The 22,816-nt window shown below is 40.9% G+C and carries 18 protein-coding genes and 4 pseudogenes; 14 read left to right on the forward strand and 8 right to left on the reverse strand.

The genetic code is table 11. The annotated features are described in order from the left end of the window. Window positions 1-64 precede the first annotated feature (64 nt). Window positions 65-154: pseudogene (locus V7K61_RS04850) on the reverse strand (Uma2 family endonuclease); the annotation flags it as partial. Window positions 155-382: 228 nt separating this feature from the next. Here V7K61_RS04850 and V7K61_RS04855 point away from each other — a divergent pair. The 7 genes and pseudogenes from V7K61_RS04855 to V7K61_RS04885 all read left to right on the forward strand — a co-directional run. After that, window positions 383-547, forward strand: a pseudogene (locus tag V7K61_RS04855) (HAD family hydrolase); the annotation flags it as partial. 140 nt (window positions 548-687) lie between these two features. Beyond that, complete coding sequence (locus V7K61_RS04860; RefSeq protein ID WP_335051438.1) at window positions 688-927, forward strand: helix-turn-helix domain-containing protein; 240 nt, start codon at window positions 688-690, stop codon at window positions 925-927. A 4-nt stretch (window positions 928-931) separates the two neighbouring features. Beyond that, on the forward strand, window positions 932-4,087 hold the full coding sequence (locus tag V7K61_RS04865) for a PAS domain S-box protein (RefSeq protein WP_335051440.1): 3,156 nt from the start codon (window positions 932-934) through the stop codon (window positions 4,085-4,087). Continuing rightward, a complete protein-coding gene (locus tag V7K61_RS04870) occupies window positions 4,084-4,560 on the forward strand; it encodes a response regulator (protein WP_335051442.1) in 477 nt (158 codons plus the stop codon). The genes V7K61_RS04865 and V7K61_RS04870 overlap by 4 nt, the downstream gene beginning before the upstream one ends. Then, the gene (locus V7K61_RS04875; RefSeq protein ID WP_335051444.1) at window positions 4,560-6,527 is read left to right on the forward strand and encodes a hybrid sensor histidine kinase/response regulator; all 1,968 of its coding nucleotides are present in this window, start codon (window positions 4,560-4,562) and stop codon (window positions 6,525-6,527) included. Before V7K61_RS04870 ends, V7K61_RS04875 begins: the two co-directional genes overlap by 1 nt. Before the next feature lie 574 nt (window positions 6,528-7,101). Beyond that, complete coding sequence (locus V7K61_RS04880) at window positions 7,102-8,328, forward strand: pentapeptide repeat-containing protein (RefSeq protein ID WP_335051446.1); 1,227 nt, start codon at window positions 7,102-7,104, stop codon at window positions 8,326-8,328. 384 nt (window positions 8,329-8,712) lie between these two features. After that, complete coding sequence (locus tag V7K61_RS04885) at window positions 8,713-8,925, forward strand: hypothetical protein (RefSeq protein WP_335051448.1); 213 nt, start codon at window positions 8,713-8,715, stop codon at window positions 8,923-8,925. Here V7K61_RS04885 and V7K61_RS04890 read toward each other — a convergent pair. Next, window positions 8,912-9,217, reverse strand: coding sequence for a hypothetical protein (locus V7K61_RS04890; protein WP_335051450.1), 306 nt, complete (start codon window positions 9,215-9,217; stop codon window positions 8,912-8,914). The genes V7K61_RS04885 and V7K61_RS04890 overlap by 14 nt on opposite strands. A 240-nt stretch (window positions 9,218-9,457) precedes the next feature. On the opposite strand from V7K61_RS04890, the pseudogene V7K61_RS04895 reads away from it, so the two are divergent. After that, window positions 9,458-10,108, forward strand: a pseudogene (locus V7K61_RS04895) (magnesium chelatase domain-containing protein); the annotation flags it as partial. A gap of 91 nt (window positions 10,109-10,199) precedes the next feature. Here the strand turns inward: V7K61_RS04895 and V7K61_RS04900 are convergent. The 6 genes from V7K61_RS04900 to V7K61_RS04930 all read right to left on the reverse strand — a co-directional run bounded on the left by V7K61_RS04900 (window position 10,200) and on the right by V7K61_RS04930 (window position 17,280). After that, window positions 10,200-10,796, reverse strand: coding sequence for a hypothetical protein (locus V7K61_RS04900; RefSeq protein WP_335051452.1), 597 nt, complete (start codon window positions 10,794-10,796; stop codon window positions 10,200-10,202). Between the two features lie 186 nt (window positions 10,797-10,982). Then, complete coding sequence (locus V7K61_RS04905) at window positions 10,983-11,174, reverse strand: hypothetical protein (protein WP_335051454.1); 192 nt, start codon at window positions 11,172-11,174, stop codon at window positions 10,983-10,985. Window positions 11,175-11,370: 196 nt separating this feature from the next. Further along, window positions 11,371-13,398 (reverse strand): KilA-N domain-containing protein, encoded by a 2,028-nt coding sequence (locus V7K61_RS04910; protein WP_335051456.1) that lies wholly within the window; start codon window positions 13,396-13,398, stop codon window positions 11,371-11,373. A gap of 277 nt (window positions 13,399-13,675) precedes the next feature. Further along, a complete protein-coding gene (locus V7K61_RS04915; RefSeq protein ID WP_335051458.1) occupies window positions 13,676-14,608 on the reverse strand; it encodes a DUF6262 family protein in 933 nt (310 codons plus the stop codon). After that, entirely contained in the window at window positions 14,598-16,193 is a 1,596-nt protein-coding gene (locus tag V7K61_RS04920; RefSeq protein WP_442936292.1) for a tyrosine-type recombinase/integrase, read from the reverse strand. Before V7K61_RS04920 ends, V7K61_RS04915 begins: the two co-directional genes overlap by 11 nt. Further along, a complete protein-coding gene (locus V7K61_RS04930; protein WP_335051460.1) occupies window positions 16,156-17,280 on the reverse strand; it encodes a tyrosine-type recombinase/integrase in 1,125 nt (374 codons plus the stop codon). The genes V7K61_RS04920 and V7K61_RS04930 overlap by 38 nt, the downstream gene beginning before the upstream one ends. Before the next feature lie 123 nt (window positions 17,281-17,403). On the opposite strand from V7K61_RS04930, the pseudogene V7K61_RS04935 reads away from it, so the two are divergent. From V7K61_RS04935 to V7K61_RS04960, 6 genes and pseudogenes are all read left to right on the forward strand, one after another. Beyond that, window positions 17,404-18,285, forward strand: a pseudogene (locus tag V7K61_RS04935) (YifB family Mg chelatase-like AAA ATPase); the annotation flags it as partial. Window positions 18,286-18,408: 123 nt separating this feature from the next. After that, on the forward strand, window positions 18,409-18,699 hold the full coding sequence (locus V7K61_RS04940) for a hypothetical protein (protein ID WP_335051462.1): 291 nt from the start codon (window positions 18,409-18,411) through the stop codon (window positions 18,697-18,699). Between the two features lie 213 nt (window positions 18,700-18,912). Then, window positions 18,913-19,929 (forward strand): YihY/virulence factor BrkB family protein, encoded by a 1,017-nt coding sequence (locus V7K61_RS04945; RefSeq protein ID WP_335051464.1) that lies wholly within the window; start codon window positions 18,913-18,915, stop codon window positions 19,927-19,929. A gap of 186 nt (window positions 19,930-20,115) precedes the next feature. After that, window positions 20,116-20,667 (forward strand): DUF421 domain-containing protein, encoded by a 552-nt coding sequence (locus V7K61_RS04950; RefSeq protein ID WP_335051467.1) that lies wholly within the window; start codon window positions 20,116-20,118, stop codon window positions 20,665-20,667. Window positions 20,668-20,718: 51 nt separating this feature from the next. Continuing rightward, window positions 20,719-22,014: an adenylosuccinate lyase gene (gene purB, locus V7K61_RS04955; RefSeq protein ID WP_335051469.1), complete on the forward strand. Its 1,296-nt coding sequence runs from the start codon at window positions 20,719-20,721 to the stop codon at window positions 22,012-22,014. A 199-nt stretch (window positions 22,015-22,213) separates the two neighbouring features. Further along, complete coding sequence (locus V7K61_RS04960; protein ID WP_335051471.1) at window positions 22,214-22,753, forward strand: DUF4126 domain-containing protein; 540 nt, start codon at window positions 22,214-22,216, stop codon at window positions 22,751-22,753. Window positions 22,754-22,816 lie beyond the last annotated feature (63 nt).

Below are 22,816 nucleotides of genomic sequence, written 5' to 3' on the forward strand. Positions count from 1 at the left end.
GTAATACTCGCCTCCAGCGAGAAGCAAGCTACGCATTAATTAACGCGTAGCGAGCAAGATGCTTTCAATCCCACACCCGTCGCAAATTCAAGACAAAACCCGGCAACACCGCTTCACCCGACAACTCAGCAGGATTCTCCAACACTTCCACATCATTAACTAACAAATTTTACAAGCTTTCTTAGCGTCCGCCTCCGGCACTGTACGATCAAGCAAGGGAATGGGGAACGGGGGAAAGAAAAAACAGGCTTATCTGAACTGTATTGAATTATAAGCGATCGCCATCTCTTCTCTAACCTCCTTCTCTTCTGTTAGGACGATGAACTAAACTATTTGCCATGCCATCATCAGCTATAAAACAAAACGTCAGCCGAGGTTTTTCATGGCATTAGAAGGGGTGATTTTAGATATTGATGGCACACTGGTTTTAAGTAATGATGCTCATGCAAATACCTGCGTGGAGGCATTTGCAGCTTATGACTTGGAAGTACCATTTGAAACAGTTAGACCACTTATGGGCATGGGTGGAGATCAACTGATTCCCAAAGTCCCGAAGAGCGGGGAGGGGTTCTTTTATTATGGGTAATTTGGCGGACATGATATCACTTTTAAAATTTTCCCTGAGTAAGAGACAATGAATAAGACACCTGTCCTACGCTAATTATCCTATGGGGATAAAACACAGAGATGTCTCTAACAAAGCAGCTGGAAATTTTAGATTTAATTCGGGAACTTCGTCAGCAGCTCAATCTTTCTCAGAAACAGTTTGCTGCTAAGGTAGGAGTTTCCTTCAAAACAGTCAACCGTTGGGAGAATGGACATACAGTCCCTTCACGAATAGCGCTAAAACTAATAGAAGAAATGTTACGGAAGATGGGTGAACCTGGGAAAAGACTGCTAAATCAGTATTTTCCAGCAGCAGAGTAGGGTTATGAGTCGTAAGGCGAGGACATCTGAATCCCAAAACATCTTTTATGGCAATAGAGACAAGGGCGCATTCATCCGGGAGAAACTTCTGCACTATGGTGTTGCCTTCCTATCCGTTGCCTTAGCACTGCGGGCAACCCTACTACTCAATCCATATCTTACTTCAACGCCTGGGGCGCTGTTTTTTGGTGCGGTGATGGTGAGTGCCTGGTACGGGGGCTTAGGGCCAGGGTTACTTGCAACCCTTTTGTCTACTTTTGCAGTTAATTACTTCTTTTTTAAGTCACTCCACGCGCAGAACATTACAAATCTGAATATTGTAGTTCCCTTGGTAGTGTTCATGCTGACAGCAGGGTTAATCAGCTGGCTTAACGCATCACGCCGCACAGCCCAACGGCAAGCTGAGGCGAACCTGAAGTCACTACGCGAAAGCGAGGCCCGGTTTAGTCGCTTAACCGAGTCTAATATTATTGGGATGATTGTGGCCGATCTAAACGGCTTAATTGTTGAAGCCAATGATGCCTTTTTAAAAATGCTCAATTATACCCGCGAGGATTTGCGCTCTGGTCGAATCCGCTGGGGCGAGATCGTTCCACTCGAATATATCGAGGTGAGCGAGCGAGGGATTCAAGAACTGACAATTACTGGGAGTTGTAAGCCCTTTGAACAGGAATACATTCGCAAAGACGGCTCTTTAGTTCCCGTTCTAATTGGTTTTGCTAAACAGGGAGATCGGACAATCATTGGTTTTGTTCTTGACTTAAGCGAACGCAAACAAGCCCAAGCAGAAGCCCAGCATCGCGCCCGCCAAGCAGAAGAAGCCCAGAGCATCCTGCAAATGCTCCTAGAACACGTCCCAGAGGGAATTACGATCGCTGGCGGCCCCCCTGATTTCCCAATCATCGCTAACAGCAAACTCGCGCAAAAACTTTTGGGCAGACCGAGTGAATCTCTTGTTGGTATGTCTTCTGAATCTTATATTCAGCTCTACGATCTGTTCTTGGCTGATGGTGTAACGCCCCTTACCTTAGAGCAACTACCTCTATACCGTGCTACGCGCTATGGCGAAACGATCAGCGATGAAGAATGTATCATTGAACGTCCAGATGGTACTACAATTACAGCGATCGCCAATGTCGTCCCGATTAGGGATTCTCAAGGTGAGATTATTGGTGCCATAGATTGCTGGCGTGATATTACCAACCGTAAGCTCGTAGAAGAAGCACTGCGCCAACGAGAAACAGAACTTCGTTTAATTACAGATACATTGCCAGTTCTGATTACCTTTGTAGATTCAGAACAACGCTACCGCTTCAATAACCGAGCATATCAAGATTGGTTTGGGCATTCGACGGTAGAAGTTTATGGGAAGCATCTTTGGGAAGTATTGGGTGAATCTGCTTATGAAGTGATTCGTCCTTATGTGGAACAAGTACTAGCAGGAGTGCAGGTTACTTTTGAAAGTAAAGTTCCTTATAAAGATGGTGGGACACGTTACATTAATGCCATTTACGTTCCCCAGTTTAATAAAGAGGGAATCGTTGAAGGGTATGTGGCGTTAGTCACCGATATTAGCGAACAGCAAGCTGCGCTACGCGATCGCGATCGGGCAGAAGCCGCGTTGCGCGAAAGTGAATTACGCTTTCGCCAGATGGCAGACACTGCTCCCGTACTGATTTGGATGTCCGGCACTGACAAACTTTGTAACTACTTTAATAAACCCTGGCTAGATTTTACCGGGCGAACTCTGGAGTCAGAGATGGGCAATGGGTGGACTGAAGGTGTTCATCCTGATGATTTTCAGTGTTGCTTGGATACATACACCAATGCTTTTGATGCCCGACAAAATTTTAAAATGGAATATCGCCTTAGACGGTTTGATGGCGAATACCGTTGGCTTTTAGATACTGGTGTGCCTCGGTTTGCACCAACGGGGGAATTTCTTGGCTATATCGGCTCTTGTGTTGATATCCACGATCGCAAGTTGGTAGAAGAAGCGCTACGTGACAGCGAAGAGCGATACCGAATTTTAACAGAAGTGTCGCCACAGGCTATTTGGATGGGCGATGTCTACGACGGGCTACGCCTACGCAATGGTGGTATTACCTATTGCAATCAATACTGGTTAGATTTTACCGGACTGACAATGGAGCAGACTGCTGGCTATGGCTGGATTTATGCCATTCACCCCGACGATCGCGATCGCGTCTTGAAAACTTCGATGCAGGCTATTGCTAACGCCACCAACTACGAAATAGAAATTCGCTTCCGTCAAGTTTCTGATGGTAGCTATCGTTGGCATATTGTCCGGGGTTTACCATTTCGAGATCAAAGCGGACAGATTATCAAATGGGTGGGCATTGCCAGCGACATTCACGATCGCAAGGTTGCCGAAGCCGCCTTGCAACAACTCAATGAAATGCTAGAGCAACGAATTCAAGAGCGTACTGCCCAACTCGAAGCCGCCAATAAAGAACTCGAATCCTTCTCTTACTCAGTCTCTCACGACTTGCGGGCACCGCTGCGCCACATCGCCGGATTTATCGAATTACTTCAGAAGCGCCATAGCTCAACAAGCTTAGATCAAACGAGTCAGCGCTATTTGAAAATAATTGCCGAAACTGCCAAACAGGCAGGAATACTGATTGATGAATTGCTGACATTTTCTCGTATGGGGCGCACCGAAATGCGCTACATCAACCTCAATATGGAGGAATTGGTAGATGAGGTAAAACGCGATTTAATTGCAGAAACCCCAGGACGCACAATCCATTGGCAGATAAAGGTACTGCCAGAAGCGCAGGGCGATCCCTCCATGCTGCGGCTGGTGCTTCGTAACCTGATAGGCAATGCCGTAAAATATACCCAGACTCAAAACCCAGCAGAAATTACTGTTGGAAGTATTGACAATGAAAACGAAGTTGTCTTTTTTGTACGAGATAACGGCGTAGGCTTTAATATGCAATATGTACACAAGCTATTCGGAGTATTTCAACGTCTGCATAGCGACCCACAATTTGAAGGCACTGGTGTTGGATTGGCAAACGTGCAACGCATTATTCATCGGCATAATGGTCGAGTTTGGGCAGAGGCTGTAGTTGACAGTGGCGCCACCTTTTATTTCTCGCTGCCTAAATTGTCCCAGAAGGAGAGTGGATGAAAGAACTGAAGCGAATTCTGCTAATTGAAGATAGTGCCAACGATGCAGAGTTAATCCTAGCCGCCTTGTCAGAAAACCATCTCGCCAATGAAGTAGTGGTGGTACGTGATGGCGAAGAAGCATTAGATTATCTTTATCGCCGGGGGTTGTTCCGGTTGCGAATGGAGGGATATCCTGTTGTGGTATTGCTCGATTTGAAACTGCCTAAAATTGATGGGTTAGAAGTGCTGGCACAACTCAAATCTGACCCAGTAATGCGAGTAATTCCAATTGTGGTACTGACTTCTTCCCGCGAGGAACCGGATTTAGTTCGCTGCTACGAGTTAGGGGTGAATGCTTATGTTGTCAAACCAGTAGATTACCATGATTTTGTCGATTCTATTAAAGGTGTCGGCCTATTTTGGGCAGTGATCAATCAGCCTCCCGTTGGTGCTTTACCGCCAGCGCCTCATCCTCAAAAGGAGAGCAACTGATGAATGTCCTGCGTTTCCTCCTTTTGGAAGATAGCCTGTTAGATACAGAGCTTGCCCAAATGATATTAACCGAAGGGGGAATTAATTGCGAACTGATCCGAGTCGAAACTGGTGCTGATTTCCTAGCGGCTTTGGAAACAAACGCTTTCGATTTAATTCTTGCCGATTATGCCTTGCCCTCTTTTGATGGAATTTCTGCCTTGGAAATTGCCCGAAATCTTTGTCCTGAGATTCCTTTTATCTTTGTCTCTGCGGTACTGGGTGAAGAATTAGCGATCGAAGCTTTGAAGAACGGTGCAACCGATTATGTATTAAAGCAACGACTAGGGCGGCTAGTTCCCTCGGTGCAACGCGCCTTGCGGGAAGCTAAGGAGCGGCGTAAGCGCAAGCAAGCAGAGGAGTCTTTACAAAAGAGTGAAGCCAAATATCGCCGAATTGTTGATACTTCTTATGAGGGAATCTGGATGATTGACTCCAAAACCCGAACAGAGTTTGTGAATCAGCGGATATCTCAGATGTTGGGTTATCCGGCAGAAGAAATAATCGGTCGTTCTATATTTGATTTTATGGATCGGGCTGATGATATCGCAGCCGAAGCAAAACTGGAGTGGTTCAAAGGAGAAGGGAGCGATCTTAAAGAAGGGCGATTGCGTTGCCAGGATGGTTCGTACATCTGGACACTGATTTCTGCAAGAGCGATTTTGAACGAACGGGGTGAGTGCTTAGGTGCGATCGCTATGCTAACTGATATCACCGATCGCAAACGCAGCGAATCAGAACGCGATCGCCTTTTACAACTAGAGCAAACAGCCAGGGCGGAAGCTGAAGCTGCTAATCGCATCAAGGATGAGTTTTTGGCGGTACTTTCTCATGAATTGCGATCGCCTTTGAATCCGATTCTCGGTTGGGCAAAACTATTGCAGAGCCGGAAATTTGACGAGGAATCGCTCAACAAAGCACTGAAAACTATTGAGCGCAATGCCAAATTACAAGCTCAACTAATTGAAGACTTACTAGATGTTTCTCGCATCCTCCAAGGCAAACTCAGCCTCAACACGATCCCAGTCGATCTGGTATCCACCATTGAAGGCGCAATAGAAACAGTGCAATTGGCAGCAGAGGCTAAAACTATTCAGATTGAGACGATGCTCGATCCAAATGTGGGGAAAGTTTTGGGCGATTCAGCCCGCTTACAGCAAGTTTTCTGGAATCTTCTCTCGAATGCCGTCAAGTTTACTGAGACTGAGGGAAAAGTAAATGTGCGATTGGAGCGCATCGACGCTCAAGCGCAGATTACTGTCAGCGATACAGGTAAAGGCATTAACCCTGATTTTCTACCTCATGTATTTGATTATTTCCGTCAAGGTGATAGTACAACAACTAGAAGGTTTGGTGGATTAGGGTTAGGTTTAGCGATCGCTCGTCACTTGATTGAAATGCACGGGGGAAGGATTTGGGCTGAAAGTCTTGGCGAGGACAAAGGAGCGATTTTCACTGTTAGATTGCCGCTAATCAAGAACAGTGCAACGATCGAGGATGACACAAATACTGATTCCTCAACTGCCGTTTTTTCCTCCTCTCCCCTGATGGGTTTACAAGTGCTGGTTGTGGATGACAATGATGATACCCGCGACTTTTTTAGCTTTGTGCTGGAACAGTTTGGTGCGATCGTCACCGCAGTAGCATCAGGATATGAAGCATTACAAGCGCTAACCCAGTCAAAGCCAGATATCTTACTCAGCGATATTGGAATGCCAGAGATGAACGGCTATATGCTGATGCAACAGGTGCGGACTCAAGAAGCAAAAATCGGGGGAAAAAAGATGCCTGCGATCGCTTTGACTGCTTATGCAGGCGAAATAAATCAGCAATACGCACTAAGAGCAGGATTTCAACAGCACATTGTTAAACCTGTAGCACCAGAGGAATTGCTCGTGGCGATTTCTAACTTAGTCCAATCTACTTAGGGCGTGTCATCAACCTGAGTAATTGAACTGGCTGAATGTTACAGATTTTAAACTATTCTTCACCAGTAATATGGTCTTTTTAATTGCCTGGAATACTCCGGGTAATCCAGAAAAATGTTGTGCCCCAACTGCGTGTTGATATAAAAGTTTATTCTCTTGTCAAAAATTTATATCACCCTATTGACAGTACTTTTCAAGTAATTGAATTACACTACTTTTCATTCCCCGTCTGGATTGTGGACTAAATACCTGAAAATTTTTATCAAATAAACATGAGTAAAAAAGAGTGTAGAGATGTTGCAGTACTAAGTCTCTACAAGGTTTCTGGATACAGCATATTTAATTTCATCAGATATCTAATCATTCGTGAATAATCAGATCCCTAGCTTCTCTAGAAATTCAAGGATCTTGTTCCTCATAAATAATTCAGGATTGTTATATAGATAATTTTTATATAGTAGATTTAATAGTTCGCCAATTTTATCCGTGTTTGTACTCTATCATAACTTTACGGATACTCTTAGAATCAACCTAAATTTACTTCCGTAAGGAGTCGGATATGAAGACTTATGACATGTCTTTCATAAAGACCAATGGACTCACGACTTTGTTGGCATTTGTCTCAGTTATATTTATTTTATCATTCAGTCTAATTATATTATTTTTTGAAAATATTCAAGGATTTTCAAATCAAGAAAAAATTGAATACATCACTCAAGCATTAACAACCATTGCCATAATTATTGGGGGATTGGCATTAATTCTTAATGCTTACTATACCTCTAGACTCTCTCTGGATGAGAATCACAGCTTGTTAACGCAACTCCTGTCTGGAACAATAGCTTGGGATAACAATATCGTAAATTGTATCAATCAGACACCATTAGCTCCACAAGAAATTGTTTCTGAACGCTTTTCTAAAGCGATTGAACAACTGGGAAATGAAAAGATTGAAACGCGATTTGCCGCAATTTATGCTTTAGAACGAATTGCCAAGGATTCTCCGAAAGATCATTGGACAATCATGGAAATCCTCGCTGCTTTTATCCGCGAGAATGCCCCAGTGAATAGGGAATATGAGGATGAGTCACTGCAATCATCAAAACTTCCTACAGATATTCAAACAGCCTTAACTGTCATTGGCAGACGCGATTCATATAAAGATCCAGTCAATCAGAAACTCGATTTACGCAATACAGACCTCAGCAATGCAGACTTAACGGAAGCTAACCTCTCTAGAGCAATTTTCGTCGGGGCTAACTTGCAATGGGTCAATTTTACCAGAGTAAACCTCTCTGAAGCAGACTTATCTGTTACCTGTCTTTGTGGCTCAATCCTCTATGAAGCCAACCTGCAAAAAGCAATCCTCCCAGAAGCCAATCTTCAAGGCGCAGTTCTTAGAAAAGCGAACCTTTCTCAAGCCATCCTTTACGATGCCAACTTGGAAGGCACAGTTCTGTGTGATGCCAACTTAGAAGGAGCAGTTCTTTGTGATGCCAACTTGGAAGGAGCAATCCTTTGTGATGCCAACTTAGAAGAAGTCAACTTCGAGGGTAGCAATCTCCAAGATGCAAACCTGATTGGCAGTAACTTGCAAAGAGCAAAACTGGCTGGCGCTAATCTAGACAGTGCATTACTGAGTACAGCTAACCTCCAAGAAGCTAATTTCCAAGAAGCTAATCTCTGTGGAGCCAACTTGAGTGGCTCGGAAAATGTAGAATCACAGCAGATTGAACAAGCAATTGGCGATCGCACAACCATCCTACCGGAAAACCTGAAAATACCTCAACATTGGCGGTAATAACAAGCTAAAGTTTCAGCATCTAAAACTTGATTACACGGTAGGGACGCATAAGTGTGCGTCCCTACCGTGTTTAATTTAGTACCCAAAACTAAAAAATTGCCAAAAACCTGATAAATATTCTCTATCAGGCAAAATTTTCTGCAATTTAAATTACAAACAATTATGAAACGCCGAGGGTTTTTAACAATTTTGTCACTTCTAATAACATCATGTCCGCTTGATTGCTTATTAAACCCGAAGAACCCCACCCCGCCAAAGCTACGCTTTGTCTCCCCTCCCCGCTTGCGAGGAGGGGTTGGGGGTAGGGTGTAATGACTGTGGTTAGCATAATTATATTGAATAGCTTTATGTAAATTATTGGGGTTTGCCCGAATTCAATTAATGACTGTCCGAATTCAATCAACAACTGTCCAAATTCAATCAACAACTGTCCAAATTCAATTAACGACTGCCCGAATTCAATTAACGACTGCCCGAATTCAATCAACGACTGCCCGAATTCAATTAACGACTCCCGCATTTCTCACAAGCTCTGCGATCGCATTGGTGGTCAATCTTTTACCCCTGATATCAGGTTCGGTTAAATACTTATAACATCTGTAGGTTGGGTTGAGGAACGAAACCCAACGCTTGATCCTTGTTCATGTTGGGTTTCTGAAGATGAAAGCGATCGCTCTAATGATTCTAGAAGAACTTGAAGATGAAGTTCAATGGGATAAGACCCTTTGCAAAGTCCCAAATTTTCCTTGCTAAAGTGGCAGGTGAGGCAGTCGCTGAGTATCGCGCAGGCAAAACCAAGGTTAGGGTGGGGTAAAACCTTGGGTTTTTCAACTATTTGAGACTTGTGTGTATACCGTAGCTCCCAAGGGAGAGGGGAGCTAGACATTCAATTCCCCTTCTCCCTTGGGAGAAGAGGGGATGAGGGCGTGAGGGATTTGTAAAACGCCTGTCCCATATAGTTTTCGGCTTAAGTTGACACCAATGCACCGCTGTGATAACTTACGACAGATGTGGTTCAAATAGATGAAAACTGCTGTAATTCAAAAAAATCGTCTATGTGGTTTTACTAATGCCAATTTACCAACTCATCTGCTAGAGATTCTAAAGGTTTACTGTTATATAAGCAATGCTTGCTAGAGTCTGGAGTGCATCAATTGTAGGCATCGATGCCGTCAAAGTTGGCGTGGAAGTCGATGTGTCAGGAGGATTACCGGGAATTGTTGTCTTGGGACTGCCAGATTCAGCAATTCAAGAATCAAGAGAAAGAGTCAAAGCAACTCTGAAAAATACTGGCTTTGCCTTTCCAATGCGAAAGATAGTAATTAATTTAACTCCGGCAGATTTACGCAAAGAAGGCCCCTGTTTCGATTTGCCTATTAGTGTAGGAATTTTAGCGGCTTCTGAGCAAGTTAGCGCTGATTTGTTGGGAGATTATCTATTTTTGGGCGAAGTCTCTTTGGATGGTAGTTTGCGTCCCGTGGCTGGTGTATTACCGATCGCAGCAGCAGCCCAAAAGATGGGAATTGCAGGTTTAGTTCTCCCTGCTGATAATGCCCAAGAAGCGGCGGTAGTTGAAGATTTGGCTGTTTATGGCTGCAAGCATTTGTCTGAGGTGGTGGATTTTTTAAATAATCCAGGGCGTTACAAACCTGTGCAGATAGATAGTACAACACAGACAACAACAGTATCCTACCCTGGCGCAGATTTGCATGATGTGAAAGGACAAGCTCATGGGCGTCGTGCTTTAGAAATTGCTGCGGCTGGTGGGCATAATGTATTCTTATCTATAGCTAAAAAATTGCAACCCTTTACTGATAGTATCTCCACGTCGTAGACATATCCACAATGTGGAGATGTTTTCAAAACATTCATTTCTGTGAAGATAAAAAGGAATTGGGATTTTTACGTTTTGATAAGTCTCGCCCACTCCAAGCATAAAGAAATGCAACCTCTTCTCGGTTATACTTGAGAACTTCTTCCAGTTCTTCGTAAGTCCATTTACTGTAATGAACAATTTTTTCTAGTAGAAATTCTATAGAACGCCCAGCAAAAGCATCGTCCAGTATTTTTTCTAATCCTGTTTCAGCAAAAGCGGCAAGAAGAATAATAGCTTTAATATTACGTTGACCAATTGCTTCGCAGGTTACAACTTTTACAAAATCGCGTAAGCTTATAGTTTTTGCTTTAGACGCACCTCTTACACTTCTACCATCGAATTCTCTAATTATTTTCAAATCAAGTTGTGCGCCTGTAAAACCAATACCCTGTAAGATTTGCAGCCATTTTGACTGTCTTTTTGTGCGGTTGTAAAACCAGCGATTTGTATGACCTAAAGCGATACCAATACCTTCAATTCCAAAACGCTTTTCGCCGTCAGGCAACATATAAGCATCTAGAACTGATTCTCCAAGAGGAATATCACAAGCAATAGCTGTAACTACTTCAGATTCAGCAATATCACTCATAGCATTTTTACCTACTAAGCTTTAAATAAATCTAACTGATTTTCTAGCAATAGGGACATTAATTTCAACTACCGATATAATATTGGCAGGTTTGGACGATGAGGGAATTGCACCCTCCGAAGGATGGTTTAGGAGGCCGCCCCGGCTCTAAGCATCGCCCACGAAGCTAAGTAGTGAGTATATAATCTAGCTACTTAGCTCAATATTTTGGGATTGGATAGCAGATAGGAACGCTATCAAGGTTGGGGTAATTAAAGACCGAGCTAGTGCTGTTTTGCTTTGGCCTGTTGCTTTAGAAATAATTTCTAAAGCTTGTCTTTCACGCTCAGACAATCTGATGTTCAACTGATGGTCAAGACTTTCTTTTTGTGATTCCATAATCCTCCTATAACTAAAAAACCCTAAACAGGATTCCCCCGTTTAGGGTTTGGTGATAAATTTTGTTAGGGATTTAGAGAGGTTTATACACGTCCTTTCCCTTTGTTAGTCCAAGCTAACACTTGCTTGCTTGGATGGCAATAGTTTTCTAAAAAAAGTTTATACAAAAATCTGTAAACGTTATCTGGCTCTTGATTTAAGGGCAGATTGTTCTAATCTGAAGCTGGCAGAAGCGTTGATGTGGTGACTTTTGCACTGCTTCTAAAATATATTCAGAACCATCAGAATTTTTTCCTTGTTCGACCTTCCAATACACAGGTTTAAACTCGGCAGTAATTACAGATTCACACGAGCTTCCATTAGAGTTTCGGATTTTGTCCGATAACTCAATAGCCTCTAATATAGAATACCAAACATATATAGGGTTGGAAGAATCTATATAAGTACGATATCCTATATGCAAAAAATTCTGGGCATAACTGTAACATTCACTTGTCTTATAAAAAGCAAAGCACACGTTATTCCCTTCAAATGCTTTTAATATATTTAATAATAAATTAATGGATAAAACGGATACAATATAAACTGATATATTCGTTTTAATTGTTATCACTCTCGATGTTTCTTTGTCGGCATCTTTGATATGCAATCCATCATTTTGAAAGTTTAAGTTAACATATTCCGAGCCAGCAGACGCAAAAGATTCTATAGCTTTATAAAAATCTGATTTACTTACATTTATGCCATGATTCCTCTCAAACAGCGATTCAGGAGGAGAATAATAAGGATGGTCGTAAGAGTATGTATGCTCTTTATTAATTTTTTGAGTCAACAAATAAGTATTATTATTTAAATTTATCAAAGCTCTTGTCATATCATATTCTATTTGCATTTTCAATTTTATTTGATCAAAGGTAGCTATAAGCTCAACAACGCTTTCATGTAATTGAAAACGAAAGGTTTCTCTTTCAGGATCTCTATAAGATAATGTTGTTTTACATTGACCAGCAGCAATTGTAGAACAGTGAGAAATCCATATATTGCTACCAATGATAAAAGCTTCCCAATAATAACTTTGTTTGCTTGTATCAGGGTTATCATACAATACTTTTATTTTAAGTTGTTTTATCAGTTTCTCATCGATTTCAATAACATAAGGGAACCAAAAATCATTAATGCTCCAAATATCAGAATCAACAATTTCTCTAAGATTAGGTATTGTTACAGTTTCTAAACGGCTACCATAATCAATGTACAAATATAATTGGTCTGAGTATGCATCTAAAGTAATGCTTCCATCCCTTGATTTTAAAATCTCAGTTTTTAAGCGATTGTAATCAATTACAATCACAGACTCATTCGCATTATTAGTAATATTTAATATTGATTTGATTTGAGAATCTAGTTTTTTGTAGTTGACTGTTAATGTGCCTTGTTTAAATTCCAGTAAAACAGGTGCAGAACCATCTGATTCAGTGTCAGGTTGAATTAATAAAAATTCAATCAATTTAGAATTATATGACTGATTGCAAATCTGCAATACAGCTTCCTTGCTTTTTTGATAATCTTTTATATCTAAATCAATTGTCTGTATAACCTTGCTTTCTTGAGAAACATTCATCATTTTAAGATTGTCAACTCTATCAGCCAAATTATTGAGTCTATTTTCAGCCTTTTCTACTTGCTGCTGATAAATGCTGTTATTAATTATATTTTCTGTATCCTGAACATCTCTAATTATTTCCAGATTTTCTCTTGCTCTGTTCAGAAAGTAGGTTAATCCATGCAGAATCGTGTGAGTCATCTCCGCCGCTTGTATAGCAGTGTCCAACAATCCAACAAGATTGTTTAATTCACTAAATGAAATTTGGACTGGGTTTTGTTCGGTTGTAAACCACTTTTGAACCCAATCCTCTACTTGGAGCGAGAAATCATCACTTAACCACATAGCAAATCTAACAGCTAACCTTGGGTGCAACCAAGTCCCGCCATTTCTGCCAGAGATGACCTCTGTTAAGTTTTCTATAGGTATATTAGTAACCTCTGATAGCTTCACTAATATTGCCTTGGTGGAATCTAGCAACAACCAATATTTTGGATATTTTTCTTCTCCCGTTGTTTCTTTATGTGCTTTGCATAATTGGGTAGAATTGATATATCCATCACAAATACGTTGCTGAACAATAACTTCAAATAATTGATAAGAAATTTTTGAAAGACTCATGTATTCTTGTTCTATAGTAATTGTGTAAAAGGTAAGATTTCTTACCTTTTATTAGAAGAATATTGCTAAAAGGTGAGATTTCTCACCTTTTACAGAAGAATATTGCTAAAAGGTGAGATTTCTCACCTTTTATTAGAACAATATTGCTAAAAGGTAAGAAATCTTACCTTTTATTAATTAGTAAAATTTACTTTAATATGTAGTTTATGTCTTCGGTAAATTTACACATTAAAAAAGAGGATTCTTCCAATTAGATTTTTTAATTAGGAGAATCCTGCTATTTAGATTTTAAGCGCAAATATTCAATTGTCCACTTTGATGAAAATTCTTCAAATGAGAACCAATGCCCAGTGTTTTCTTGAACCCAGATAGAGTCATCATCCTCCTTCCGACTCCCAATTACAATTCCAAATTCTCTTGCCAAGCCATACCATTCACTAAATAAGTCTGCTGTATGATTTTCAACGCCTTGGGGTTGATTAGGTTCCCATGCGTCATCAATTGCACTACACAGCCATGCCCCAGGACTTCTAATTATCTTATGCTGTAGCTGCTCTTTTAGTGCTTCAATAGCATTCAATACTACTTCTTCGGTAGTGTTTCGTATCTTAGAAGCGAGGGTGGTACTAAGCTTAATACCCATAGAACTTAACTCATCTCTAATAGCATCGCTAATCTCCTTTTTTGGTGTTTTTCTTAAAAGAGTTGTAGTATCGGACTTATTAGCTGCTGAGAATGATTGTGGCTGAGATGGTAGTTGAGTAAGACACGCTTCTAATTCTTTCTTGAGTTTAGTATTCTCTGCTTCTAGTCTCTCCAATCGCTGCTCTATTTCAGAAGCTTGAAGGATGCGACCATAAATTGCTTCGTGCTGGTCACGCAACCCCCTATTTTCAGCTTCAACCCTTTTAATTCTTTCTTTAAGAGTTTTGATGATTGCATCTTTGGAAGCATCGGAGCTTTTTTGTTTTGGTGGTATTTCCTTGATTTTTGAGTTATTTTCCCTAAGATGTTCTATCCGAGCCTTAATATCAGGCTCTTTATAAAGCCAAGCTTTACTAAGCCCAGAAGCTTTGGCAACAGCATTAAAATTTATAACTTTTTGCTCTTTGATGAGTTTCTGAATTCCTTGCTCAACTTTCTCGAATGCCTCCTGGCGTTTCCTTTGAGCATTGCCACGTAGTCCATCAATATTGCGCTCAAGCGTCATTTGCATCCACCTCTAACACGGAAATGATGTTCTCTAGATTAGTTTTAATTTTCTGGTTCATCTCAACTTGGCGCACCCATCCATTAGCTTCCGCTTTCTGAATAATCTGATTGGTCTGCTCTAGCTGTTGTTTGTGTTCCGCTAAATAATCAGAAGTAGTTCGGAAATGAGTACAGGTTAAACAAGCATTAGCGTGGGGACATCCTTGGGAAATGCTAGGCAGGGCACAAGACCCATTAGGTAACGCCTGTGCGTGAATATTTTTCTTGAACCACTGCAAATCAGCTATGTCTGCTTCTATATTATTTGGCTCGACAACCTGCCCTGAAATATTGACAATTTTGCCTTGAAACTTGGCAATTTCTTCTTTCATTGTCTGGTCATGGATGTGGGCATAAACAGCAGTCATATTAGGAGATTCATGTCCTAAATATCTCTGAACAATGTGCTGAGGGACACGATTGTTTATCATCCGTGTTCCCACTGTATGACGAAACTGGTGGTTTTGAAAATGCCACAAATTACCAGAGTTACCGCAAATATTTCTTCTTTTAGCTAAACGGTTAAGATGACTGGGTAACGTTTTCCGCAGCATTACATGAGGGGATGGAATAAAATCAGGTCTGACTGCCCCTACATTTGCACAGAATAAATAGTTAAATTCTTCTTGATTAAAATGCTTACGGATGTATCTTTGTTGTTCTTGAATTACTCTTACAACCTCTCTTGAGATAGGTATAGTAATTTCCTTTTTCATCTTGAATTGATAATATTTTAAAAACCAATCTCCAGATTTATCCTGCAATAAACAATCAAAGCTAAGATTTACTAGCTCTGAAATTCGCATCCCACACTCTTGTAATACTAATATCATTCGCATTATTGGCTCTGCCAAATCATCCAAGTATTGATTAAGTTGCTGCATTACTTCTTCTGGAATGTAGCGAGGGAGTCTTTTTTCTATCTTAGGAAAATCTTCAGGACGAACCAAATACCTTCGGACATCAAGCCATTGATATTGATAAGCAGAATCAAAAAACAATTTTGTATCACTAATAAGCTTGTATCGGGTACTTGATGCTAATTTTTGACCTGCTAAATATATTGTGTATTCGGTGATGATATCGCGGTTTATATTCTCTGGAGTAATATCTGGGTAGTTTTCTGAAAAGAACTTTGATAATCTTCTAATTGAGCAAAGTTTTTCTTGCACAGAAGCGAATGTGATAGAACTCAAGCAAACTTTTAAATAAGTTTTCGCTGTCTCTTTCAACCAGTCTTGTTTTATAGGAACGAAATTTAGCTTATAACTGGATTTTCCTACACCACCCTCAACTCCCAATGCACGACAATCCCAAATATCTTTAGAATACTCATATTTAGGATTAACACTTACTTCCTTTGATTCTTGAATTAAAGCCAGTGCCTCCGGTGTAAAAGTTTTATTGCACTGCTTACATATATAACTTTGAGTACCAGATAAATTTTTTCCGTTTTTTCTGAAACTGGTGCTTTTACACTTTGGGCAGTTGATAAATTGATAGACTTTATTCTGTTTCTGAGCTACTGGCTGATTCTGCGTCATGTCTATTGTTCAAATATTGGTTATATTCTCTTTTCATGTCTTCGTTGTTGACATGAACATAGGTGTCAATTGTGGTTTGAATACTTGCATGGTTTAGTCGCTTCTGGACATAAGCCATTTCCACGCCTTCACGAACTAGTTCTGTAGCGTGTGTATGTCTAAGCATGTGAGGATGAGCAGCAATCCCAGTTTTCTTTTTGAGGCGATTGAACAAATCTATGACATTGTTGTATGTCATTGCGGAGCCAATCTCTCCATCCCAAAGATTTACAAAAACATAGTCACTTAGGTCATCACCAAGTATTTCCATGAATTCATCTTGTAAATATTGGCTATAAAGTCCCATCAACTCTTTAGTGACATCGACATTGTAAGGAGAGTTACCTTTAGCACGAGCGCCATTAGCATTGTCGTCTCTAGGGATAACTTTGATAAGATTATCCCAAGACTGAATGTCTTCATGCCTTAGACCTAGTGCTTGCCCAATTCGCATACCGCTTTCATGCAGTAAACAAATCAAAAATTTATCCCTAATTCGCTTGCAACTATCAATAAGTTGCTTGACCTGTTCAGGTAAAAGTGTTTTTGGATAATGCTTTGGTTCTTTGAGTTTGAGTAAACGAGTTCTTATCGATTTGCTTTTAGTTATGTGATGCAAGAAACTTTTATACTTCCTTCCTGGCATAACCTGTGACCGATAGAGAGGAATATGCGGTACTTTACCCGTTTTTTCGTGGAAATCGTAAAGCATACAGACTGAAGTCAGAATCACGTTTACAGTTGATTCTGTACGCTTGGCAACCATTTCTTGGATTGATGCAACTTGAGGATTAGGACTTCTAAGCCATGCCATAAATTCGGCAAGCTCAATTACGCTAACTTGTGTCCAATCCAAATCGTAGGTTTGAAGATATTCCCAATAAAGACTGAGGTGGTGAGCATAAGACCTAATTGTGTTTGGCGATCGCTCAATGTTTTCTAAATAAGCTAGATACTGCCGAATTGGTTCTACGGGCAAATAATCATCCCCTAGTACAATCCAGGTTACTTTCTCGCCATTGGGGATGCGTACCCTTTGAACTTTCATTTACTTTGTAGACTTTATGGACTGTGTTGAATAGCTCAATTTTAAATAGTCTACACAGTGCAAATGTACTTGTCAAGTTGTTGTTGTTTACTTTAAAGAATTGTTTTTAAGAGCTATAGATAACTCATTTTTGTCGGGCCGCCTGGTAGTGGGAAGACGATGCTGGCACGGCGCTTACCGGGAATTTTACCACCGTTGAGTTTTGCCGAATCTTTAGAAGTGACTCGCATACATTCGGTAGCTGGTTTATTGAAAAATCGTGGTTCATTGGTACGCGATCGCCCTTTTCGCAGTCCCCACCACTCGGCATCCGGGCCTTCTCTAGTTGGCGGTGGTAGCTTCCCTCGTCCTGGAGAAATCTCATTATCTCACAGAGGTGTGCTGTTCCTAGATGAACTCACGGAATTTAAACGTGATGTGCTGGAATTTCTGCGTCAACCTCTAGAAGATGGCTATGTCACAATTTCCCGCACCAAATTATCGGTAATGTTTCCCGCACAGTTTACTTTGGTGGCGAGTACTAATCCTTGTCCTTGCGGTTACTATGGCGATACGATTCAACAATGTACTTGTTCTCCCCGCCAACGCGAGCAATATTGGGCAAAACTTTCTGGGCCGTTGATGGATCGAATTGATTTACAAGTTGCAGTCAATCGCTTGAAACCAGAAGAAATTACCCAACAACCGACGGGAGAAACATCAATATCAGTACGCGAACGAGTCCAACAAGCAAGCGATCGCGCAATTACCCGTTTCCAAGGAGAAGCAAATCTGCGTTGCAATGCCCATTTGCAAAGTAGTCATCTCCAGAAATGGTGCAAGTTAGACGATCCTAGCCGCAATTTATTAGAAGCAGCAATTAGAAAATTAGGCTTATCGGCAAGAGCTAGCGATCGCATTCTCAAAGTAGCACGGACTATTGCAGATTTAGCAGGAGAAGATGAGCTAAAAACCAATCATGTAGCAGAAGCAATTCAATATCGCACGATAGATAGAATGCAGTAGTTTTCTTGGATGATGACTTAAATCTGTTAAAGGTTGACGCAGATAGTTCGTGCTACCTACCAGCAGCTAGAACAGCAAGGCTAAAGCTATGATTCTAATAAATGAGTTCAGAGTCCAAACTTTATGAAAATCAGCACCTCAGCAGAATCACAGACCACAAATTTAAAAGTCAATATTTTGCTGGAAACTAGAGAAGATGGTAGCATGATCGCATCTATCTTGGAACTTCCACAGTATCATGTCGAAGCAGCAACCCGCGAACAGGCGCTCTTGAAACTTAACCAGCTTTTGGTTCAACATCTGGAAAAAATTGAAGTCATTCCGTATGTTGTGATCTTAATCGAATTATTACCCCCCTTAATCCCCCCTTATAAAGGGGGGAAACAAGAAAATCCGGTTCCCTCCCCTTTATAAGGGGAGGGTTAGGGTGGGGTAAAAAAATATTTGATACATCAATCATGACTTTTCAAACATCCTCTTAGACATTGCATTGTCATATCACTATAAAATTCTAAATTCCTCCCCAAGAACGCTTCACAAATACCCTTGGGAGGATGTCAAAACTCAGTAAATCAGTATCCAATATATCAGGGACTAAGCAACATCCCCTACAAGGAGACTGATTGGATGAATTTGCAAGAAATTTGGAAGTTATTACAAGAGACATTCAAAGAATGGAGTGAGGATAAAGCCTCACGGTTAGCGGCGGCGTTAGCTTATTACACGATTTTTTCTATTGCACCATTGCTAATTATTGTAATTGCGATCGCAGGTGCAGTATTTGGAGAGGAAGCGGCAAGAGGTCAAATTGTCGGACAAATTCAAGGTTTAGTCGGGGTAGATGGCGCAAAGTTTCTCGAAACAGCGATCAAAAATGCTAACCAACCAAAGACAGGAGCGATCGCTTCGATTATTAGTGTTGTAGTTCTACTAGTGGGTGCTACAGGCTTATTTACTGAGTTGCAAGATGCTATGAACACGATTTGGGAAGTGAAACCCAAACCTGGACGTGGCATAAATAACATGATTCGCCTCCGCGTTTTGTCCTTTGCAATGGTGATCGGAATTGGCTTTTTACTTTTAGTTTCTCTAGTAATTAGTACGATATTAGCAACATTAGTAACATACTTTAGTAATCTGTTACCAGGTTTTGATTTCATCTGGCAGATTGCCAATTTAATCATCTCTTTTGCAATCACAACAGTGCTGTTCGGACTAATTTTTAAAGTTCTACCAGATGTCAAAATTGCATGGAGTGATGTTTTAGTTGGGGCTTCTCTCACCTCAGTTTTGTTCTCTATTGGGAGATTTTTATTAGGACAATATTTAGGTAATGGCAGCTTTGGATCGACTTATGGTGCTGCTGGCTCACTAGTGGTAATTTTGGCTTGGGTTAACTATGCCGCACAGATTCTTTTCTTCGGTGCAGAATTTACTCAAGTTTATTCCCGAAGGCATGGAAGGGGCATAGTTCCAACTAAAAATGCTGTACATATATCTGATAACACAAACTATAATGGCAAGGCTCCAAGAGAACAAGCATCAACTAATAAAAAACCATCTTCTCGCTTTATTAATCGCTTCTTTCAGTATTTTAGAAAGCCCAAACGCTTAAAGCAGAGAAGAAAAAATCAGCGTTTTTAATCCTTAATTACTGGAGATTTATATTTGTAAATCTGATAGATATTGAAGTATCTAATATCCAGCCCAGTGAATTAGTTCTTCTTGCCACAGTTGATGAGTAAAGTATTCAGCAATTATGAATTCTGACTCCTTTTTATACTGGATTTTTTCCAGAATTCTATTGAACAAGGAAGAAAATCAGTGCTAATGGAAAAATGGTTTTTTATCAATTGGCAAGCAATTTTTATTCCTAGCATCAGCATCTTTGAGTTGATTATCCGCGGATCGCTAGTCTACTTAGCGTTGTTCTCAGTGCTAAGACTACTTCCTAGCCGACAATTAGGAACATTAGGAATTACTGATTTACTCGTAGTTGTGCTATTTGCGGAAGCTGCTCAAAATGCTATGGCAAGTAATTACACATCAATTACTGAAGGCGCTATTCTGGTAGGAACAGTGATTTTTTGGAGTTACTTGCTGAACTGGTTGGGTTACAAACTTCCCCAGTTCCAACGTTTTCTGAATCCGCCACCGTTGCTACTGGTAAAAAATGGTCGGATGATTGAGCGCCATCTGCAACGAGAGTTAATTACAGATGATGAGTTGATGAGCAAGTTACGTCAGCAAGGTGTAGAATTTTTGGCTGATGTGAAGTTTGCGTATATAGAGGCTGACGGCAGGATTAGTATTATCATGTCCGATGCAAAAACTAGTATCGTCCCTGAGAAAAAAGTAGCGTTAAAAAGCGATCTACATTAATTAGACATTAATTAGACTGTAAAATATGACGGTTGTATTCTGTGCCGAACTGTGATTGAGCGTTATACTTTGCCCGAAATGGCTAATCTGTGGAGTGAAGCCTATAAACTAAAAACTTGGCTGCAAGTGGAAATTGCTGTTTGTGAGGCTCAAGCTGAACTTGGTTACATTCCATCTGAAGCAGTTGAAGAAATTAAGGCCAAGGCAGATTTTGATCCAAAGCGGGTGCTGGAAATTGAGGCTGTAGTCCGCCACGATGTCATTGCTTTCTTGACAAATGTCAATGAATATGTTGGTGATGCCGGACGCTACATTCACCTGGGTTTAACTAGTTCGGATGTTTTGGATACGGCTTTAGCATTGCAATTAGTTGCCAGCCTGGATATATTGTTGCAACGTCTGGAAGATTTGATTGAGGTAATTCGCCAAAAAGCACGGGAACATCGTCATACAGTGATGGCTGGCCGATCGCACGGTATTCACGCTGAACCGATTACTTTTGGTTTCAAGCTAGCTGGTTGGTTAGCAGAAGTGTTGCGACACCAAGAACGCCTGAGAATACTCCGTCAAACGATCGCTGTCGGTAAAATTTCTGGTGCGGTGGGAACTTATGCGAATATTGAACCGCGTGTAGAAGCGATCGCTTGTCAAAAACTCGGACTCAAACCCGATACGGCCTCAACCCAAGTTATTTCCCGCGATCGCCACGCCGACTACGTGCAACAATTAGCTTTGGTAGCCGCAACCATCGATCGCTTTGCTGTAGAAATTCGTAATCTCCAAAAAACAGACGTTTTGGAAGTTGAAGAATTTTTCGCCAAAGGTCAAAAAGGCTCCTCAGCCATGCCACACAAGCGCAACCCCATCCGTTCGGAACGACTGACGGGAATGGCACGACTCGTCAGAAGTCATGCCGGTGCAGCTTTAGAAAACGTTGCTTTATGGCATGAGCGGGACATTTCTCACAGTTCTGTAGAACGGGTAATTTTGCCAGATGCTTGTACTTTGACCCACTTTATGTTGTCAGAAATAACCGATTTGGTCAAAAACCTGTTGGTGTATCCTGAGAACATGAAACGCAATCTCAACTGTTACGGCGGCGTTGTGTTCAGCCAAAAAGTGCTACTAGCTTTGATAGACAAGGGAAGCAACCGAGAAGAGGCTTATGCGATCGTTCAAGAAAGCGCTCACGCTGCTTGGAATCAGCCAGAAGGAAACTTTCAAGACTTGGTTAGCAAAGATCCGCGTGTTACCCAAAAATTGTCTTTGGCAGAATTAGAGGTTTGTTTCGACCCCCAGCAACATCTGCGGCATTTAGAAGAAGTTTACCAACGATTAGGTATTTAGGACTAATTTGCTTGTAGTAAGCGCTTAAGCGCTTACTACAAACCTGTAACCCAAAAAATACGCAGATATTATCAAAAAAAATATATAAAGATACCAACAAAATTTAATATTGCAATCTGTTTGATGCTCGAATTATTGCTAGCACTGGGTAGTATACATAACAAATACTTAGTTATTTATTAATATTACGAGTGCTTTGATGATTGAAATCCTAGCCACACTTTCTGCCTCTGCGGCAGCAGGAATGAGAATAGGCATACCTTTGCTAATTATTGGGTTATTGCAAGGTAGCAACTTGTGGTCACAAGTTCCAATTTTATCTCACATTTCTCCACCAATATTATTATGTTGCCTCACCAGTTGGTCATTAATTGAATTATTAGCCTCAAAAAAGCTCTGGGGGCAAAGATGGCTCCAAGTGGTTCAGTTATTCATGTCTCCCCTTGTAGGGGCAATTATGGGGTTAGGAGTAGCTACCGCAACAGCAACCCCAAACTGGCTGATTGCCATAATTGGAGGTTTATTAGCTTTGGTACTCCAGCTCGTCCAAATTGGTTGGTTCTATCGGTTACGTGGCTTACCGTTGTGGGCAGTCTTCCTTCAAGATACCTTGTGCATTGCTCTAGTACTATTTGCCTTTGATGCTCCTTGGCAAGGAGGAGTAATTGCTTTAATACTGCTCTGGTTTGCAGTTCGTAGTGCGAAGCAGTGGTATGACTGGTATCGGCAGAAAAGTTAGGAATGAAGTTAAAAGTGAAAAGTTAGCGAGAAAAATTTAAAACTCCTAACTTCTAACTCCTAA

This window comes from Nostoc sp., assembly GCF_036918015.1.
In the GTDB taxonomy this organism is placed as follows: Bacteria; Cyanobacteriota; Cyanobacteriia; order Cyanobacteriales; family Nostocaceae; genus Nostoc.

What these genes read in the sequence shown, in the direction of transcription:
- V7K61_RS04920 (WP_442936292.1), bottom strand. Translation starts at nt 16,193, where the DNA reads ATGACGCAGAATCAGCCAGTAGCTCAGAAACAGAATAAAGTCTATCAA.
- V7K61_RS04865 (WP_335051440.1), top strand. Translation starts at nt 932, where the DNA reads ATGAGTCGTAAGGCGAGGACATCTGAATCCCAAAACATCTTTTATGGC.
- V7K61_RS04940 (WP_335051462.1), top strand. Translation starts at nt 18,409, where the DNA reads ATGAAAATCAGCACCTCAGCAGAATCACAGACCACAAATTTAAAAGTC.
- V7K61_RS04890 (WP_335051450.1), bottom strand. Translation starts at nt 9,217, where the DNA reads ATGTCTAGCTCCCCTCTCCCTTGGGAGCTACGGTATACACACAAGTCT.
- V7K61_RS04945 (WP_335051464.1), top strand. Translation starts at nt 18,913, where the DNA reads ATGAATTTGCAAGAAATTTGGAAGTTATTACAAGAGACATTCAAAGAA.
- V7K61_RS04910 (WP_335051456.1), bottom strand. Translation starts at nt 13,398, where the DNA reads ATGAGTCTTTCAAAAATTTCTTATCAATTATTTGAAGTTATTGTTCAG.
- V7K61_RS04905 (WP_335051454.1), bottom strand. Translation starts at nt 11,174, where the DNA reads ATGGAATCACAAAAAGAAAGTCTTGACCATCAGTTGAACATCAGATTG.
- V7K61_RS04930 (WP_335051460.1), bottom strand. Translation starts at nt 17,280, where the DNA reads ATGAAAGTTCAAAGGGTACGCATCCCCAATGGCGAGAAAGTAACCTGG.
- V7K61_RS04900 (WP_335051452.1), bottom strand. Translation starts at nt 10,796, where the DNA reads ATGAGTGATATTGCTGAATCTGAAGTAGTTACAGCTATTGCTTGTGAT.
- V7K61_RS04950 (WP_335051467.1), top strand. Translation starts at nt 20,116, where the DNA reads ATGGAAAAATGGTTTTTTATCAATTGGCAAGCAATTTTTATTCCTAGC.
- V7K61_RS04875 (WP_335051444.1), top strand. Translation starts at nt 4,560, where the DNA reads ATGAATGTCCTGCGTTTCCTCCTTTTGGAAGATAGCCTGTTAGATACA.
- V7K61_RS04885 (WP_335051448.1), top strand. Translation starts at nt 8,713, where the DNA reads ATGACTGTCCGAATTCAATCAACAACTGTCCAAATTCAATCAACAACT.
- V7K61_RS04960 (WP_335051471.1), top strand. Translation starts at nt 22,214, where the DNA reads ATGATTGAAATCCTAGCCACACTTTCTGCCTCTGCGGCAGCAGGAATG.
- V7K61_RS04870 (WP_335051442.1), top strand. Translation starts at nt 4,084, where the DNA reads ATGAAAGAACTGAAGCGAATTCTGCTAATTGAAGATAGTGCCAACGAT.
- V7K61_RS04880 (WP_335051446.1), top strand. Translation starts at nt 7,102, where the DNA reads ATGTCTTTCATAAAGACCAATGGACTCACGACTTTGTTGGCATTTGTC.
- V7K61_RS04915 (WP_335051458.1), bottom strand. Translation starts at nt 14,608, where the DNA reads ATGACGCTTGAGCGCAATATTGATGGACTACGTGGCAATGCTCAAAGG.
- V7K61_RS04860 (WP_335051438.1), top strand. Translation starts at nt 688, where the DNA reads ATGTCTCTAACAAAGCAGCTGGAAATTTTAGATTTAATTCGGGAACTT.